The following is a 17,191-nucleotide window of genomic DNA, read 5'->3' as shown; positions in this document are numbered from 1 at the left end:
GATGAAAAAATTTTGTACGACTGCTGCCACCGCATTGCTGTTATTACAACTACAAAGCCAGGGCCAGACAAGCATACCAGCAAAAGATAGTATCACACTCGAACATGGCGCGCACCGCACCGGCAACAGAACAGATGCCGACATGGAGCGCTGGAGATCCCTGCGCCTCGGACAGTTCATTCACTGGGGATTGTACGCCATTCCAGGCGGCGAATGGAAAGGCAAAACTTACAATGGCGCAGCCGAATGGATCCGCTCCTGGAAAGAAATGCCACAGGCAGACTATGATAACTTATACAAACAATTTAACCCCGTTAATTATAACCCGGACCAGTGGGCCCAACAAGCGAAAGACATGGGCGCCGGCTACATGATTATTACCACCAAACACCATGATGGCTTCTGTTTATGGCCCAGTAAGTATAGCCGCTACACGGTAGCTGCTTCTCCCTGGAAAAAAGATATCATTGGTCCCATGGTTACGGCGTATAATAAAAAGGGCATTGATGTATACCTCTACTTTTCCATCATCGACTGGAACCATCCCGACTACCGCGCGTCACTGAAAACGCCGGCTGACAGTCTTGCCAACAACCGCTTTAAAGTGTTTGTAAAAAACCAGCTACAGGAACTGCTGTTAAAACATCCAACGGTAAAAGGGTTCTGGTTTGACGGCACCTGGAATGACTCCTGGAAAAATGATGGCGCCTTTTCGGATGAACTGGAACAGTACCTGCAAAAAATACATCCGGGCCTGATCATTGGCAGCCGCTTACGCGCCGACGAAAAAGGCGCCAGGCATTTTGATTCCAACGGTCACCTGATGGGCGACTATGAACAGGGCTGGGAGCGCAAGCTACCGGAAAAATTTGCCGACATACATGGTAACGACTGGGAAGGTGTGATGACCATTCCGGAAAATCAATGGGGCTATAATGCGAAGTGGGCGGGGCATATAAAAACATCCAACGAATTAATTGAAATGCTGGTAAAGTCCACTTCCCTTGGCGGCAACTTCGTGATCAACTTTGGGCCTGAAAGCGATGGTACTTTCCGTACAGAAGAAGTACAGCGCATGCAGGAAATTGGTCAGTGGATGAAAACAAACGGTGCAGCCATCCGTGGCGGTGGTTATGCCGGTTTTGAAAAACAGGATTGGGGTTACTATATCCGTAAAACCGGCACCGACAGCATTTTCATGGTGGTATGCAATGTCCCGGTATCTGGTAGTCTCCGTGTAAAACTACCGGCACAAACCACGCTGACAAAAGCGGCTTACCTGGACAATCCAACACAAACACTCCTACCGGAAGTAATTGGAAAAAATGAATACTTCCTTCACCTGGATGCTAAAAACTATCTGGCGCCGGTAGTCATTTTATTACAAACTAACCGTAGCAGCAGTGGTGATAACGGGCACTTTGAAAAAGCAAAGACCTGAGTTGGAATTACAGATCTGTAATTCGTAATTCTAATCTACCTTCGAAAGAAAAAAGGTTATGATAGCATTCTTAGGCATGGGCCTTCTGGGATCAAATTTCGTGAGGGCACTTATCAGTAAAGGAGAAACCGTACAGGTATGGAACCGCACTACCGCTAAAGCTACTGCGCTGGAAACCTATGGCGCCAAAGCATTTGCGGAAGTGACCGAAGCCGTAAAAGGGGCAGACCGCATACACCTGACACTAAAAGATGACCACACCGTAAATGAAGTACTGGAGGCAGCGCTCAAAGGACTGAAGCCCGGGGCGATGATCATTGATCACACCACTACTTCTGCCGATGGCGCCGTTGCAAGAACGAAAGAATGGGCCGCACGTGGATTCACCTACCTGCATGCACCCGTATTTATGGGGCCTTCCAATGCACTGGAAAGTACCGGGTATATGCTGGTTTCCGGCGATCAGACAGTGATCAGCAACATCACACCTGCCCTCGCTAAAATGACCGGCCAGGTGATCAATTTTGGAGATACCGTTGGCAAAGCAGCTGGCATAAAACTGATTGGTAACAGCTTCCTGGTTAGTCTGACGGCTGGCCTCGCAGATACCCTGTCACTCGCCAAAGCACTGGACATCCCTATCAGTGACGTCAGCTCCCTGTTTGGTGTCTGGAACCCAGGCACAGGGCTACCGGCCAGACTGCAAAGGATGACGTCCGGTACCTATAACAATCCTTCCTGGGAACTGAGCATGGCCCGGAAAGACACTCAGCTGTTTATTGATGCCGCAAAGAAAGGTGATACCCATCTGGCGGTGTTACCGGCTATCGCAGCAGAAATGGACCGCTGGATCGAGAAAGGTCATGGTAACGATGACTGGACGGTGATAGGAAAAGACAGCATCTCCGGAAAAAAATAAACAGGATTAAATAAAACAGAAAGAGGGGGTATCATATGATACCCCCTCTTTCTGTTTTATTTACAGCAACGTCTACTCTCCTTTCAACGTCACCTTATAAGCGGCGCCAATAAACGTTTCCGCCTTCGGCTCTGTAATCACCTGGATAGTCATGCTACCTGGAGCAGGTGCAGTAAGCTTATAGTGAATAATGGCTTCGTTGGCGGCCGTAAAATCGATACGGGTAATACGCAGTTCATACCCTCCGGTAGGCTTGCTGCCAGCGGAAAGCACGATACTGTTTACCTGGTCGTTTACCGGCGTGGTGGTAAAGGTAACAGCACCATCTGCCTTTTGTCCTTCTCCGGCATTTTCTTTATGCGACTGTATAAATTCGGCAGCTTTCTTTACCATAGTAGCAGCTTCTGTTTTAGTGATGTATGCTTTAGGACGGAAATTACCGTTCTCCAGCGCCACTACATTGAATTTGATGAGTGTTTGTACGGCATTGAGGGCACTGCCTGTAAAAGACTTTTCATCTTTTATATTCAACCACATCATATTTACCGGGTACTGGTTTTTAGCGGTGATGGCTTCATATAAAGCAAGTGCAAACTGCTCCCTGGTGGCAGGTGACTCCGGGTTCCGGTCACGGCCAGACTGGATACCGTTATTACCGGCGATGATGAGCGACTGCGCATAAGGCGCTTTATCATTGGCCAGTTTAAAGTAATCGGTGGCCTTAGGGGCTTTAATAAAGCGGATATTGTCGATATTTAAACCCAGACCTTTTACGATAAGATCAATGCCATTACCAAAAGAAATACGCGATTGGGGCTTGGGGGCTGTGTATTCTGTTACAGGTTTGTCTTTGCTGTAAAGGTCCTGAGGCTGTAAAGTCAGGAGGAATACCGGTAATGCTACGGCCGTGTATAGATTCATAAAAACAGGTTTTTATACGATGGGGCGAAATTAAGGTATTTGTGAATAGGTTTAAAAATCCGTGTAATCTATTACCCTCCTTCCGCCCTAATTCCACACTTTGTGGCATCCGTTCATTTCCCCTTAATCAATAGGGGTAAGCGTTAGCGGGTTTAAAATTAAAATTAATCCTAATGGCATCCACTTTGACTGTAGGAAGGTGGATAAATATTAACGGATGAAAATTCTCATGGTAGATGATGATGCTGACGACCGGGATATCATTCGGTTTTCAATGGAGTCTATAAATGCACCTGATACGATTTCTTTTGCGGAAGACGGAGAACAGGCACTGACTATTTTACAGGAAAACGAAGCACTCAGCCCGGTCCCGCTCCTCATTATATTAKACCTGAACATGCCCAGGATGAATGGGACAGAAACCCTCAGGAGCCTTAAACAGGATGACCGTTTAAAAAACATACCTGTAATCATTTACTCTACTTCTATCAACCCTTTTGAAAAAGAGAAATGCATGGAACTTGGTGCACATTCTTTTATCACCAAGCCGATTTCTTACCAGGAAAGCCTGGATATCGCCCACGCCTTCTTACGCTTTTTATAACCCGGCTAGTAAATAATCCTGAAGGTTAAATTAATTCTTGGCTGCAAAGGTCGGGTGGACTTAGCGATACGATGCTCCCATTGTTGCTGCAGATCTCCTTTCATGATCAGCAATGAGCCATTGCCAAGCTTCAGGGAATATTTACGCTGATGATCTTTCTTATGTCTGAAATCAAAGTTCCTCGCCTGTCCCAGGCTTAAGGAAGCGATATTAGGATGCTTCCCCAACTCTTGCTCATGATCACTATGCCAGGCAACAGAGTCGTTACCATCCCGGTAATAATTCAGCAACACGCTGTTAAAATGCAGCTGCGTGAAATCTTCCACCTTATTTCGTAACGCCTGCAATGCCGGTGTCCAGGGTAATGGATCAAATTGCTTTTCAGAGAGACGATAACTGTATTTCGCATCTCCATACCAGGCCAGCAGTCGTGGTGTAAGGATCACTTTGTCTTTTATCGTTAAAGTAGATTGCTTCCAGGGCACGGTGCTGACCAACTCATTCAGGAGTGCGATGCCCGCTCCGGCTTCAAGGAAATGCGGATAATATTCCAGCAGGTTTTCCGGAAAAAGCAGGCTCTCATTATCATCAAAAAAACTTAGCTGCGACATATGTGTGATATACTTACCAAGGGTGCCTCAATTTTATGCCAGAAGATATATTGGGTAATGAAAAACATTATATTTATAAGCAAACCTCCGTCCCTATGCCACTTAACAACTTCAGACAACAGCTTCCCGAATCAAAGAAAAAGCCCTTATGGCCGATATCGCTGGTGCTGATTACGTCACTGGCTACGCTCCCACATGCATTCGCCACCGCAGCAAATGTTTATGCAGTCTATAAAATCAGATCAACAGATACCGTTCGCGTCAAAGGAACCATTCAAATGGTAGATGCTCAAACGGGAAAAACAGAAAACGTTCCCAGTGTTATTATAAGAATTAAAGAGACTCAATCTGCTGTAGTGACCAACGGAAATGGCGACTTCCGGTTTAGCTATGTTCCGGGAAGAGATACGATCACACTTATTATCGCCGATCCATTATTTGATAAAACACAAATTATGTTAACGAATGTTCATTTGCAGGATGAAATTGATCTCGGGAAAATATTGTTGAAACAAGCTCCCCCCAGCCTGCCAGAGCGGGAATCAAAACGCTCAAAAAGAAGCAGGAAAGATTAACCAGGTCCTTCTTATTTCTTTTGCGGATTCAGTACCTGCAATGCTTTATACGCAGCATTGTGCAATATAGTCAGGTGCGTTTCCTCCGGCATGGGTACAAACACCACCGACATGCCCATTACCGATTCAGCCCGTAGCTTATCTGACAGCGCCTTTGCGTCATCTTCCATTTGTTTTCCTTCGGTACCCACCGCAATAAAAATCTGTGCATCTATTCCCGTATCACGGAAGGGTTTCTTTATTTTGGCCAGCAACGATTCATTATTCCACCATAAGCTGGGGCTGATGATCACGTAGCGATTAAACAAATGAGTATGTTCCACCAGTATTTGGGTAGCCAGTAAGCCGCCCAGCGATTGCCCGATGATGGTGCGGATATTGTTGGTTCTGAAATGTTGCTTTACATAAGGTTGTAATTCCTTCTCAATAAAACTGATAAATTTTGCGGATCCTCCTCCGGTAGGCAGGTCTTTTTTATCTTCCGCCACTGTAGAAGGAAAGGTGAAATCCCTTTTCCTGTCTATGTTCGCAATACCCACTATAATGGACGGCGGCATTTGCTGGATCATGGTTAAAAACTGTACCAGTCCTGCTATATGCAAAAAGTCTTCATTCGCAGAACCATCCAGCAGGTATATGACCGGGTAGGTTTGTTGGGTATTTTTTTCATATCCCTCCGGGAGATAAATATTCAGTGTGCGTGTTTCATTTAGTTCCGTTGACCGGATCTGCTGTACTTCGCCGATTGAAAAAGGAGTGGTTTGCGCATTTGCTGTACTAATGAATAAGATGCCAAACAGAAAGATTAACGGACGCATTTTTTTTCTTTCAAACTTAAGCATAAAAAAGATATCCACCGTTTGTTGGCTTAACAATGGCGTAACATGTCCCCGCTATATTTGTGTTGTCATGATTAAAGTCCAGATACCCGATGGAAGATTTTTCTGCAATTGAAGTGTAAATGATCCCCGGCTGGAATTGTGGATCGCACCTGTCAGCAGCAGCACCGGTGCTACTGTGGATCAAAACAAGTATGCAGGTGTGCCGCATGCAGCGGTAACTCCTGCTGACTATAACGGTGGTGAATCACATCAGTCAGTCTTCTCATCTTTCTTCCGTCAGAATAAATCTGCCAGTCTCAAAGCCAGTACGATAGTGTATTCCGAAGTATGTTTCCTGTTGGCCGAAGCGATACAGAGCGGTAAGGTAACCGTACCAGGCACCGATGCTGCCACACTTTGGATAACTATAAAGCAGCGATCAGCGTTTTTGGTCCGGATGATATCAATACCAAAATGTGGTACCTGCAATCACGTTAACGGATAAACGATAAAAGCTATGCAACATATGGAGAGAAGAAAATTTTTAGGCAATTTCCTCAAGGCAGGGAGCCTGCTCCCTTTTGCAGGAGGAGCCGTATTGCTGGAATCGGCCACGGCGGCTCCTTCGGCGGATAAATCTACAATACCTCATCCCGCACTGGAAAGTTTTGAGCCGCTCCCTTATCCTGCCACCAACACACCGGATCGCATTATACTAACGGTAACGGATAAACCGGCCACGTCTGTTACACTGAACTGGCGTACCGCCGATGCTGCCGGTGCACATTATGCAGAATATGCGATCGCAGATGCCCATCCTGATTTCACTGCCAAAGCCAAACGTGTATCCGCAGATGCCCGCAGCTTCCGGTTTGAACAGGTGAGTGCTGTCCATCACCGTGTGACGCTGCAGGGACTGCAACCCGCTACCACCTATACCTATCGCGTAGGCAACGACAGCGGCTGGAGTGAATGGACCTCTTTTCGTACTGCCGCCGCAGATAACAGTAAGCTGTCTTTCATCTACCTGGGAGATGCACAGGTAGGCATCCGTCCTTTCTGGAGCCGCGTGATACGGAAAGCTTATGCACAGTTACCGGATGCACAGCTCATCATCCACGCCGGCGATCTGGTAAACCGCGCGAACAAAGACGAAGAATGGGGGCAGTGGTTTGAAGCAGGTGGTTATATACATGGCAGCATTCCGGCCATTGTAACACCCGGTAATCATGAATATACACATGAAGATGATCAGCCGCATCTGTCAGTGTACTGGAAAGAACAGTTTGGCCTGCCGGCCAATGGTACGGGAGATGACAACCTCGAAGGGAGTGTATACTATACGGATATCCAAAACGTACGTTTCATTTCGCTGAATACCATGATGCTGGAAGAAGCGGCCAACGAAGCCCAGATACACCGGCAAACCGCCTGGCTGGAAAAGTTGCTGAAAAACAATCCCTGCAAATGGACCTGCATCACCATGCACCACCCGGTATTTTCCACCAAAAAAGGGCGTGATAACAAGCAGGTAAAGGCCTGTTTAAAGCCACTCTTCGATCAGTATAAAGTAGACATTATACTGCAGGGGCATGACCATGCATATGGCAGAGGCATGCAAAAAGTGGCTCCCGGCGGCACCATGTACCTGGTGACCGTTAGTGGTTCCAAAATGTATGAGTATGATACGTCTATAGAGTGGACGGATGTAGTAACAGGTGACATACAACTGTATAGTCTTGTTACCATCGATAACGATACGTTGTCGTTCCGTTCCTGTCTGGCTACCGGTGAGGTATTCGATGCCTTCGACCTGGTGAAACAACCCGGCCGTCACAACCGGTTGATTGACCGCCGGCCTTTATAACTGTCCGCTATCCCTGTATGTAAGGCTGTTTCCCTTCCGGAAGCAGCCTTTTTTTGATACAATTTGTAGAAACTTTGAGTCAATTACGATATCTCGTAAAGCGGATAAAGTATATTTTGGCATTGAAATTTATATCGACTACAAAGATTATGAAACTGATTGCTATAGCTTCCACGATATTGCTGGGTCTTTCCCTTTCCACCCTGGCACAGCAGCAACGCACTGCTGTGCCAACTTATTACCCGAACCGCGCCCCACTTCATCCCAAACCTTACATCGCGCTTCCTTTGGGCGCCATTACGCCTAAAGGCTGGTTGCGAAACATGCTGGTGCAGCAAAAGAATGGCGCCACCGGGCAACTGGATAAATTATATCCGCTGGTGATGAACCAGCGTAATGGCTGGCTGGGTGGTGATGGCGACCAGTGGGAACGTGGCCCCTACTGGATAGACGGCCTGCTGCCGCTGGCCTATATCCTGAAAGATACGGCCCTCATCGCCAAGGTGAAGCCCTGGGTGGAATGGTCTCTTAAAAGCCAGCAGGCAGACGGCTATTTCGGTCCTTCCAAAGATTATACTCCCGAACCCGGCATACAACGGGACAACAGCCATGACTGGTGGCCCAAAATGGTAATGCTGAAAGTATTAAAACAATACTATGATGCCACCAGCGATCCACGTATTATTCATCTCCTGACCAACTACTTCCGGTATCAGCTGAAAGAACTACCGCAAAAGCCCCTCGACCACTGGACGTTCTGGTCACGCTACCGGGCAGGTGATAACCTGATGGTGGTGTATTGGTTATATAATATTACAGGAGATGCATTCCTGCTGGATCTTGCCAAACTGCTGCATCAACAAACATTTGATTATACTGATGCCTTTTTACATACTAACCTCCTCTCCACGGCTGGAAGCATTCATGGTGTAAACCTGGCACAGGGGATGAAAGAACCGGTGATCTATTATCAGCAACAGCCGGATAACAAATACCTGGAAGCTACCCGTAAAGGTTTCGATGACCTCCGCAAATTTAACGGCATGGCACAAGGCATGTATGGCGGTGATGAAGCCCTGCATGGCAATAACCCTACACAAGGGGCAGAGTTGTGTAGCGTTGTAGAAATGATGTTCTCACTGGAAAGCATACTCGAAATAAGCGGAGAAGTATCGTATGCCGACCAGATCGAAAAAATTGCATTCAATGCCTTGCCGGCACAGATTTCCGCCGACTTTATGACCCGGCAGTATTTCCAACAGGCCAACCAGGTAATGGCCACCCGCCATATCCGGAATTTTGATGTGAACCATAGCGGTACCGATCTTTGCTATGGCTTACTCTCCGGTTATGCCTGCTGTACCTCTAATATGCACCAGGGATGGCCAAAATTCACGCAAAACTTATGGTATGCCACCACAGACAGCGGCGTGGCAGCCCTCCTGTATGCACCCAGTGAAGTAAAAGTATATGTGGGCCGGCAAATACCGGTAACGTTTAAAGAAGAAACGAACTATCCTTTTGAAGAAAGTATCCGGTTTACCCTTAGCACACCTAAGAAAGTAAGCTTTCCGTTTCACCTGCGCATACCTGCCTGGTGTAAAAAAGGGACCATCAAAATAAATGGCAAAGTATGGCAGGAAGCCGACGGCAACCAGGTGGTGAAGATAGCCCGGGAATGGACACCAGGCGATGTAGTAGAACTGCAATTGCCGATGCACATCTTCCGGAATACCTGGTTTGAAAATTCGATGTCGGTAGAACGTGGGCCTATCACGTATGCACTAAAAATCGGGGAAGCAGAGCAGGAAGTCACCAACACAATAGATCCGGTGGATAATGGTAAAACCTATACTGAAGTGCGCCCTACCACTCCCTGGAACTATAGCCTTATCGCCACTCCCGATAATAAGATGCAAGATCGTTACAAAGTAACAACCACCGGTGTGATGCCCACTTATCCATGGTCATCAGCGCATGCACCCATCTCCATAAAAACAACCGCCAAACGAATACCCTCCTGGCTATTATATAATGAAATGACAGGACCCATTCCGTACAGTATTACTTATGGCATGGAAATGGGCGCCGAAGAAGAAATTACGCTCATACCCTACGGCTGTACAAAGTTGCGGATTTCACAGTTCCCGGTTGTAGGTAACTGATAAATGAATGGGGTGTATCAAAAAATGATACGCCCCACTTTTTAAATTTATTTATTTTTATGCTGCAGTTTTGTTTGCAGTCCTGTTTTCAGGTTTAACTCCACTTCAAACTTGGACTCTGCTAAAACAAACAGGCTGCGGATCTTTTGGATATTATCCAGCTTCGATAATTTAGTCAGGTTAAATTGTTCGTAGGCTTCCATATCAGCTACCAACACCTTCAACAGGTAATCAAACTGTCCGTTCATTTTATAACATTCCATGACTTCCGGGAAAGTATTGATCTTTTGTTCGAAGGCCGGCAGGCGGTCATGCCCATGTTCCTTTAACGTAACGCTGGTATAGGCCACGAGGTTTTTGCCCAGCTTATTTTTATTGAGCACGGCAATATAGCGTAAGATATACCCTTCTGCTTCCAGGCGTTTTACTCTTTCAAATATAGAAGTAACTGACTTACCTAACCTGGAAGCAATCTCTTTATTGGTTGTTCTGGCGTCTTCCTGTAATATGTCCATTATACACATATCAATCTGGTCAGGTATGAAACTCATGATGTTATTTTTATCAAAAATAGCGATACTACTACTGATTTAGGAAAAAAAGTCGGTGGAAGCAGTTTTTTTTAGTTTTGTTTTCGCTTTTGAATCCGTTGTTGTCATACCATCGTCACATAGCATAATTTGCTTTCATAGAAAACAAACCACGTTTGGAAGACGTACATCATCCTTCCATTTTTTTTATTCATTAAACTCATTTTTATATGAGAGAAAGTATTGTACTGCCGCTAAAAGCGGTGGGCATGGATGCTATTGCCCTGGTAGGTGGTAAGTCGGCCTCATTGGGAGAAATGATCGCTAACCTGTCAGAAGTAGGTGTTGCCGTTCCGGATGGTTTTGCTATCACCACAATCGCCTATTACGATTTTATGAAACAAAGCGGGCTCGAAAAATTCATAGCAGAACAGGTAGCCACCGTTGACTTTAACGATATCATCACCCTCCGCAGAGCCGGGCAGAAAATAAGACAAGCAATCAGCAGTACCCGGTTTCCGCACGAGCTGAGTAACGAGATCATTGCCGCCTATCAGCAGTTATCACAGCAATACGGACAGGAACAAACAGATGTAGCCGTACGATCATCCGCCACCGCGGAAGACTTACCCGATGCCTCTTTTGCAGGACAACAGGAAACCTTCCTCAACGTAAGAGGGCCCGCTGCATTAATTGATGCCGTAAGAAACTGCTTCGCCTCCCTGTTTACCGACCGCGCCATCAGCTACCGGCAAAATTTCGGCTACGACCATTTTAGTATAGGCTTGTCCGTATGCGTTCAGAAAATGGTCCGCTCCGATCTGGGAGCTTCCGGCGTAGCCTTCTCTCTTGACACAGAATCAGGATTTAAGGAAGTAGTAGTGATCAATGGTTCCTTCGGTCTTGGTGAAATGGTAGTACAGGGCGCTGTATCACCGGATGAATTCATCGTATTCAAACCCTGCATGCAGGCCGGTTACACCCCTATCATAGAAAAAAAACTGGGTGTAAAAGATAAGAAAATGGTGTATGGCGAAAGCAGTGATGAGAGAACCAGGATCATACCGGTAGAAAAAAAGCAACAGCAACATTTTTGCCTGAGCGATGCACAAATCATGCAACTGGCTACCTGGGTACGTTGTATTGAAACCTATTACTCACAAAAGAAAGGGCGCTGGTGCCCGATGGATGTGGAGTGGGCTGTAGATGGGCTCACCAATGAACTGTATATCGTACAGGCACGCCCCGAAACCATCCACTCCCGGAAAGATCACAGCATGATTACCTCTTATGCCATTGATCATACCAACACCGCCAAACAATTATTAAAAGGTATTGCCGTAGGTGATAAAATAGCCGCCGGTAAAGTGAATATCCTCTTTTCCCTCGACAACCGCTTAATTACCGGTAGTGAATTCAAACCCGGTGATGTACTCGTCACCGACATGACAGATCCGGATTGGGAACCCATCATGAAAATGGCATCTGCCATCGTCACCAATAAAGGAGGACGTACCTGTCACGCGGCCATTGTTGCACGCGAAATGGGTATCCCCGCTATTGTTGGCTGTGGCGATGCCACCGAGAAATTAAACGCGGATCAGGAAATCACCGTTTGCTGCGCAGAAGGCAGCGATGGTATCGTATACGAAGGCATACTGCCTTTCCGGGAAGATCAACTGGACCTCGCCAAACTCCCGGCCATACGTACCCCGCTCATGCTCAATGTAGGCGCTCCTGCCATGGCTTTCCAGTTTGCCCACCTGCCCAACAAAGGTGTGGGGCTTGCCAGAGAAGAATTCATTATCAACAACTACATTAAAGTACATCCATTAGCGTTATTAAAGCACAAGGAACTGCACGACGCAGAGCTCTCTGCTAAAATAGCCCAGCTCATTCAGGGACACGATAATGAAGTGGACTACTTCGTTAATAAACTGGCCTATGGCGTTGGAAAAATTGCGGCTGCTTTTTATCCCGAAAAAGTAATCGTACGTTTTTCCGATTTCAAAAGCAACGAATACTTCAACCTGTTAGGTGGTAAATACTTTGAGCCTACAGAGGAAAACCCGATGATCGGCTGGAGAGGCGCCTCCCGCTACTACTCTCCACAATACAAACCTGCCTTTGAACTCGAGTGTAAGGCACTCCTCAAAGTACGGCAAACCATGGGACTGAAGAATGTAGTAGTGATGATTCCTTTTTGCAGAACTGTAGAAGAACTGCAACTGGTACTTGCTACCATGGAAGAATTTGGATTACGCCGCGGCGAACACGGCCTGGAAGTATACCTGATGGCAGAACTACCCTCCAATATTATGATGGCGGAAGAATTCTCCGCTTTCATTGATGGTTTCTCGATAGGATCAAATGATCTGACACAGCTCACACTTGGTCTCGACAGGGATTCTTCCCTGGTGGCCAATCTTTACAATGAACTGAATCCGGCAGTACAACGGCTCATTGCACATTTGATTAAAGTAGCGAAACAACAAAAAGTAAAAGTAGGTATCTGCGGACAAGGCCCATCGGACTTTCCGGAGTTCACTAAATTCCTGGTACAACAGGGCATTGATAGTATTTCAGTTACACCAGATGCAATCATAAAAACGGTGATGGCGATTCATGAGGCGGAGAAGTAAGAAAAGAGCGCGCTGGAGCCCGGGGGCTTCAGCGCTTTTTTGATTTGGGAATTATTCCTGCAGTTGTATGGAACATATAATGTTCATTACTTTTTCGACAAACAGTTCATCTTCTTTTTTCTTACCTTTCGCCAGTACCTTGAATTCAAACATTACAGCATCCCTTTTCAAAATAGCAAGGGCACTTATATTGTAGCTTTGTATATCATTTATTTCGTTGAAAACGCCCACCACCGGTATCAAATGCTTACCTACCTGCATGATAGTGTCTATCACGAAATGAGCGTGGTAATTATCTGTTAAAAACATTTTCCTCATATTCTCACGAAACTGCCTGATGTCATTTAAAGTATCTTTCGTCACTTGCATTTCTGCCTGTTGTATAACCGTTAATTGTTCAATTGAATCGTGAGGAGACCTTGTGTACATCCATCCGTCTTCCAAAGCAATAGGGAAAACCTTAGGTTGAAACCTGTATTTAATTTGGTCGCATGGCAGGCCGCAGTCAGAATGATGTGTCCATTGTAATGCAGTATCCCAACCCGGAGGTAAGTCCATTTTAATAATACCGCGGTTATCTTTTAACACCAGTGTTGTCGCACGATGATGTTCCTTCGGAGAACGACAGGAGCAGGCAAGGATCACAATAATAAGGTACAGGAGAATGCGCATGAACTGAATTTACTGTCCCATAACGCCCTGGTTAAAAAAAGATTGCATAACTTTCCCCTCCGAAAATAAATATTATGCAACACTTAACCCCAATTCTGAAGCTGACGGCTTATTAAAAGTACTCAACGATTATACTTATGCGCTAGATATACTTGACAAGTACGACCACCAGGTGCTCGAAATTGAATCCACTACCCTTGAAAATATTTTTGAAATTACTTATCAGAATGCCATGAACGCGATCATGGGACTTCGCGATAAATTTGGCGGCAGCAGCCTCTTTGGCAATGAGAAAGATGAATCTTTCAAGGGATCGCTGGCGGCTATCTATCAAACGTTCGGAGGCCAATTCGTTTATCCCAGTGTAGAAGAAAAAGCTGCACATCTGTTATACTTCGTTACCAAGAATCATTCTTTTTCAGATGGCAATAAAAGAATAGCCGCATTTTTATTTGTGTGGTTCCTCGATAAGAATGCTATTCTTTATCGTGAAGACGGGTCAAAGAAAATTGGCAATAATGCGCTGGTAGCATTTACGCTGATGATAGCGGAATCCAAGCCGGAGGAAAAAGATATGATGATAAAGGTGTTGGTGAATCTGATGAATGGGAATAACTAACTCACCGCGGCATATTAATCGCCTCCATAAACTGTTTCATATAGGCATCACCGATAGGCACATTATACTCCCCTGTAAAAATCCGTTGTCTTTCTATGCTATCTATTTTATCCAGGGAGATAATATAGGATTTATGCACCCGTAAAAAGCGAAAAGGCGCCAGGATTTCTTCAAAGCTGCGCAGGTTCTGTAAAGTGAGGATCTTTTGTTTGATAGTTTGTATGGCCACGTAATTACGCAGTGCTTCTACAAAAAGAATATCTTTTACATCTACCCGTACAATCCGTTTATCGGTGCGAACAAAAATATAATCTGTGCCGGCAGGTTGTGAGATAGCGGGAGTATTTTTCGCCTGTACCCGTTGCACCGCCCTGGCGAAACGTTCAAAGGATACAGGCTTAAGCAGGTAGTCTATGGCTTCGCGATCAAAACTTTCTACCGCATATTCATCGTAGGCAGATACTATGACGATCTGTATTCCTGCCGGCGCTAATTGCATAAATTCAATGCCGCTGAGCTCCTGCATTTGTATATCGAGGAATACCAGGTCTACTTTTTCCTGTTTCAGAAAAAGCAATGCTTCCTGCGGATGAAGAAATGTTTTCACTAACTGCAGGTCCGGCGTTTTATTGATGAAGGATACCAATACCTGTGCCGCCAGGGGCTCATCATCTACCACTATACACTTTACTGCCATATGGTTACCAGTTGATCACTAAGTTACTATAATATTCGTCTTTCATATCCACTACTTCCAACTCATGTTTTCCGGGGTAAATCAATTGTAAACGCTTACGCACATTATCATGCCCGATACCACCGGTTTTATCCCGCTGATGACCGGAAATATAATTATGCACCCGGAAAACCAACTGTTGTTCATCACATTCCAGCGTAATGCGCACCGGCTTTTCCGGGCGATTGCTCACCCCATGTTTGAACGCATTTTCTACAAACGGCACCAGTAATAAAGGCGCCACTTTTTTTTCCGGCAACTGTTCCGGGAATTTAAACACCACCCCTTTATTACAACCGGTACGTATGCGCTGTAAAGTTACAAAGTCCTGCAAATAACGGATCTCCTCCGCAATAGGCGCACGGTAAGCAATATCTGAAGGTTGCTCTACCATATAGGCCAGCAGATCGGTGAGGGTTTTATGCGCCATTACCACTTCCGGTGAGTCCACCAACGCCAGTGAGTAAATACTATTAAGACTGTTTATCAGGAAATGAGAATTTAACTGCATCTTCAGAAAACCAGATTCCGCCTGTAACTGCTGCTGCTGTAGTAAAGCTCTTCGTTTATCTTCCTCTAACCATAAAATAAAAAAACAATAGGCAAATGCGGCCACCAGGATCACCAAACCACTCCATAAGCCGCTGACAAAGTACATCTGGAAAGATTGATACAATTGTACTTTCTCTCCGTTAACATAGTGGTAACCGGTATTCAATATGATATTCCGGAAAAAATTATCTGCAATCAAATACTTCAGTACGATACTGCCCGTCATTAATGGCAACACTGTTGCCAAAAGCCGGCCCCAATTATTGTATTGCAGAAATGGAGGTACCACCCAACGCACATATACATAGCATACCAGGAAATTCAGCAAGCCAAAAAATCCATAATTAATATGAAAGTTGTGCATCACCAGCGGGGTACGTTTCACAATGGCAATCGCATTCAGCCCGTATACCAACAGCATCCACACCACCATTAGCGCAAAAAACTCAATGATATTTTTACGGACATTACTCATTGGCAGGATATATATTTATTTTATCCGGTAAAACATGACCAGTAGTACTTTCCGGCGTTACAGACAAAAACACGGTGTCTCGGGAAATATCAAGTCTAATCACCAATGCTCCCGAAATCCCCTGTAGTTCCCGCATTCTTTTATCCGCCAGGTACTGTAAACGCAACGCTTCCACCAGCCCGGCAGGTTCAGCACCAGTAATCTGCAACACGATTGATTGTGATACATTACAGAGATTACGTAGTTCCAGGTAACGCTCCAGATTCAACAGCTCTCTTTTTAAACTCACTTTATCATTTTCCAGGGCTTTATCATAAAGCATATATCTCAGCAAATCTGATAATAACAGCATGGCTCGTGTACCCTCCTTTTCACGTTTCTCCGGGTCTTCCAATAAGGGAGCCAGTTGCTGCAAATTATACAACAACTGCCTGGAGCCTTCCTGCATCCGTTCATTCCGCCGCCGGGCATGGGCGGCCGTAGTAGCCAGTAAACGGTCTTCCGGTGCTGCATTACGCCACTCCAGGAAGAGACGGTAGCCATACGCCAGCAATGCAACACCCGTACCTACCTGTATCGTCAGCGGCAAATACTGCATAAAAGTCATAGGCGCAGGCGGTGCTATACGGCCCGCCATTGACATCATTCTCAACGGAATAGCCCTGAATAATACCTCGTCAGGAAAAAGAAAATAACCAATGAGATATTTAAGTACAGAAAATCCCAGGATCGATGCAACAGTATATATCACCATACGCACGTATTGCTTCTTCTTTACTGCGGCAGGCAGGAAAAAGAAAACGAGCAGGTAAAACAATTGAAAATTGATAAATCCATACAGCACATATTTTACCGAAGTCCATTTCAACAAAAACAAGTTTGACCACGCCCCCTTCATTGACGGATATATGTATAGCAGTATGAAGGCCATCCAGACAGCCAGGTGCGCAAAATACCGGTATGGTTTATTGTGTCGCATATACACTTACAACATTGAAGATAGTATTTGCAACTACTGTTTCGGCATAATTACCTACTTAT

17 protein-coding genes are annotated in these 17,191 nt (G+C 45.5%); 9 read left to right on the top strand and 8 right to left on the bottom strand.

The annotated features are described in order from the left end of the window. Nucleotide 1: 1 nt before the first annotated feature. Nucleotides 2–1,441: an alpha-L-fucosidase gene (locus AC1DCV_RS23830; RefSeq protein WP_477025496.1), complete on the top strand. Its 1,440-nt coding sequence runs from the start codon at nucleotides 2–4 to the stop codon at nucleotides 1,439–1,441. A gap of 58 nt (nucleotides 1,442–1,499) precedes the next feature. After that, on the top strand, nucleotides 1,500–2,360 hold the full coding sequence (locus AC1DCV_RS23825) for an NAD(P)-dependent oxidoreductase (RefSeq protein ID WP_477025495.1): 861 nt from the start codon (nucleotides 1,500–1,502) through the stop codon (nucleotides 2,358–2,360). Nucleotides 2,361–2,432: 72 nt separating this feature from the next. On the opposite strand, the gene AC1DCV_RS23820 is transcribed toward AC1DCV_RS23825, so the two are convergent. Further along, nucleotides 2,433–3,281 (bottom strand): protease complex subunit PrcB family protein, encoded by an 849-nt coding sequence (locus tag AC1DCV_RS23820; protein WP_477025494.1) that lies wholly within the window; start codon nucleotides 3,279–3,281, stop codon nucleotides 2,433–2,435. 217 nt (nucleotides 3,282–3,498) lie between these two features. Here AC1DCV_RS23820 and AC1DCV_RS23815 point away from each other — a divergent pair, with 217 nt between their 5' ends. Continuing rightward, nucleotides 3,499–3,885 (top strand): response regulator, encoded by a 387-nt coding sequence (locus AC1DCV_RS23815; protein WP_477025493.1) that lies wholly within the window; start codon nucleotides 3,499–3,501, stop codon nucleotides 3,883–3,885. A 5-nt stretch (nucleotides 3,886–3,890) separates the two neighbouring features. Here the strand turns inward: AC1DCV_RS23815 and AC1DCV_RS23810 are convergent, their stop codons facing one another. Further along, entirely contained in the window at nucleotides 3,891–4,496 is a 606-nt protein-coding gene (locus AC1DCV_RS23810; RefSeq protein WP_477025492.1) for an alpha-ketoglutarate-dependent dioxygenase AlkB family protein, read from the bottom strand. Between the two features lie 95 nt (nucleotides 4,497–4,591). On the opposite strand from AC1DCV_RS23810, the gene AC1DCV_RS23805 reads away from it, so the two are divergent. Then, nucleotides 4,592–5,071 carry a peptidase associated/transthyretin-like domain-containing protein gene (locus AC1DCV_RS23805; RefSeq protein ID WP_477025491.1) on the top strand — a complete coding sequence of 160 codons (480 nt, stop codon included), beginning with the start codon at nucleotides 4,592–4,594 and terminating at the stop codon, nucleotides 5,069–5,071. An 11-nt stretch (nucleotides 5,072–5,082) separates the two neighbouring features. On the opposite strand, the gene AC1DCV_RS23800 is transcribed toward AC1DCV_RS23805, so the two are convergent. Further along, a complete protein-coding gene (locus tag AC1DCV_RS23800; protein WP_477025490.1) occupies nucleotides 5,083–5,889 on the bottom strand; it encodes an alpha/beta hydrolase in 807 nt (268 codons plus the stop codon). 160 nt (nucleotides 5,890–6,049) lie between these two features. Between AC1DCV_RS23800 and AC1DCV_RS23795 the strand changes: the two genes are divergently transcribed. From AC1DCV_RS23795 to AC1DCV_RS23785, 3 genes are all read left to right on the top strand, one after another. Further along, entirely contained in the window at nucleotides 6,050–6,397 is a 348-nt protein-coding gene (locus AC1DCV_RS23795) for a hypothetical protein (protein WP_477025489.1), read from the top strand. Between the two features lie 21 nt (nucleotides 6,398–6,418). Next, nucleotides 6,419–7,759: a purple acid phosphatase family protein gene (locus tag AC1DCV_RS23790; protein ID WP_477025488.1), complete on the top strand. Its 1,341-nt coding sequence runs from the start codon at nucleotides 6,419–6,421 to the stop codon at nucleotides 7,757–7,759. 149 nt (nucleotides 7,760–7,908) lie between these two features. Then, the gene (locus AC1DCV_RS23785; RefSeq protein WP_477025487.1) at nucleotides 7,909–9,924 is read left to right on the top strand and encodes a beta-L-arabinofuranosidase domain-containing protein; all 2,016 of its coding nucleotides are present in this window, start codon (nucleotides 7,909–7,911) and stop codon (nucleotides 9,922–9,924) included. Nucleotides 9,925–9,971: 47 nt separating this feature from the next. Here the strand turns inward: AC1DCV_RS23785 and AC1DCV_RS23780 are convergent, their stop codons facing one another. Continuing rightward, nucleotides 9,972–10,475 (bottom strand): Lrp/AsnC family transcriptional regulator, encoded by a 504-nt coding sequence (locus AC1DCV_RS23780; protein WP_441574285.1) that lies wholly within the window; start codon nucleotides 10,473–10,475, stop codon nucleotides 9,972–9,974. 209 nt (nucleotides 10,476–10,684) lie between these two features. Between AC1DCV_RS23780 and ppsA the strand changes: the two genes are divergently transcribed. Next, nucleotides 10,685–13,096, top strand: a complete 2,412-nt coding sequence (ppsA, locus tag AC1DCV_RS23775; RefSeq protein ID WP_477025486.1) for a phosphoenolpyruvate synthase — start codon at nucleotides 10,685–10,687, stop codon at nucleotides 13,094–13,096. A 51-nt stretch (nucleotides 13,097–13,147) separates the two neighbouring features. Here the strand turns inward: ppsA and AC1DCV_RS23770 are convergent, their stop codons facing one another. After that, on the bottom strand, nucleotides 13,148–13,768 hold the full coding sequence (locus AC1DCV_RS23770) for a hypothetical protein (protein ID WP_477025485.1): 621 nt from the start codon (nucleotides 13,766–13,768) through the stop codon (nucleotides 13,148–13,150). A 172-nt stretch (nucleotides 13,769–13,940) separates the two neighbouring features. Between AC1DCV_RS23770 and AC1DCV_RS23765 the strand changes: the two genes are divergently transcribed. Beyond that, entirely contained in the window at nucleotides 13,941–14,387 is a 447-nt protein-coding gene (locus AC1DCV_RS23765) for a type II toxin-antitoxin system death-on-curing family toxin (RefSeq protein ID WP_477025484.1), read from the top strand. A gap of 1 nt (nucleotide 14,388) precedes the next feature. Here the strand turns inward: AC1DCV_RS23765 and AC1DCV_RS23760 are convergent, their stop codons facing one another. Genes AC1DCV_RS23760 through AC1DCV_RS23750 form a run of 3 tightly spaced genes read right to left on the bottom strand, consistent with a single transcriptional unit; the run spans nucleotide 14,389 to nucleotide 17,018 of the window. Then, entirely contained in the window at nucleotides 14,389–15,084 is a 696-nt protein-coding gene (locus AC1DCV_RS23760) for a LytR/AlgR family response regulator transcription factor (protein WP_477025483.1), read from the bottom strand. A 4-nt stretch (nucleotides 15,085–15,088) separates the two neighbouring features. Continuing rightward, on the bottom strand, nucleotides 15,089–16,150 hold the full coding sequence (locus tag AC1DCV_RS23755) for a sensor histidine kinase (RefSeq protein ID WP_477025482.1): 1,062 nt from the start codon (nucleotides 16,148–16,150) through the stop codon (nucleotides 15,089–15,091). Beyond that, complete coding sequence (locus AC1DCV_RS23750; protein WP_477025481.1) at nucleotides 16,143–17,018, bottom strand: LytS family sensor histidine kinase; 876 nt, start codon at nucleotides 17,016–17,018, stop codon at nucleotides 16,143–16,145. Before AC1DCV_RS23750 ends, AC1DCV_RS23755 begins: the two co-directional genes overlap by 8 nt. Between the last annotated feature and the right edge of the window lie 173 nt (nucleotides 17,019–17,191).

The sequence above is a fragment of the Chitinophaga sp. 10T418 genome, assembly GCF_056394125.1.
Note: the sequence above shows the minus strand (reverse complement) of the source record. Positions and strands in the feature narration are given on the sequence as shown.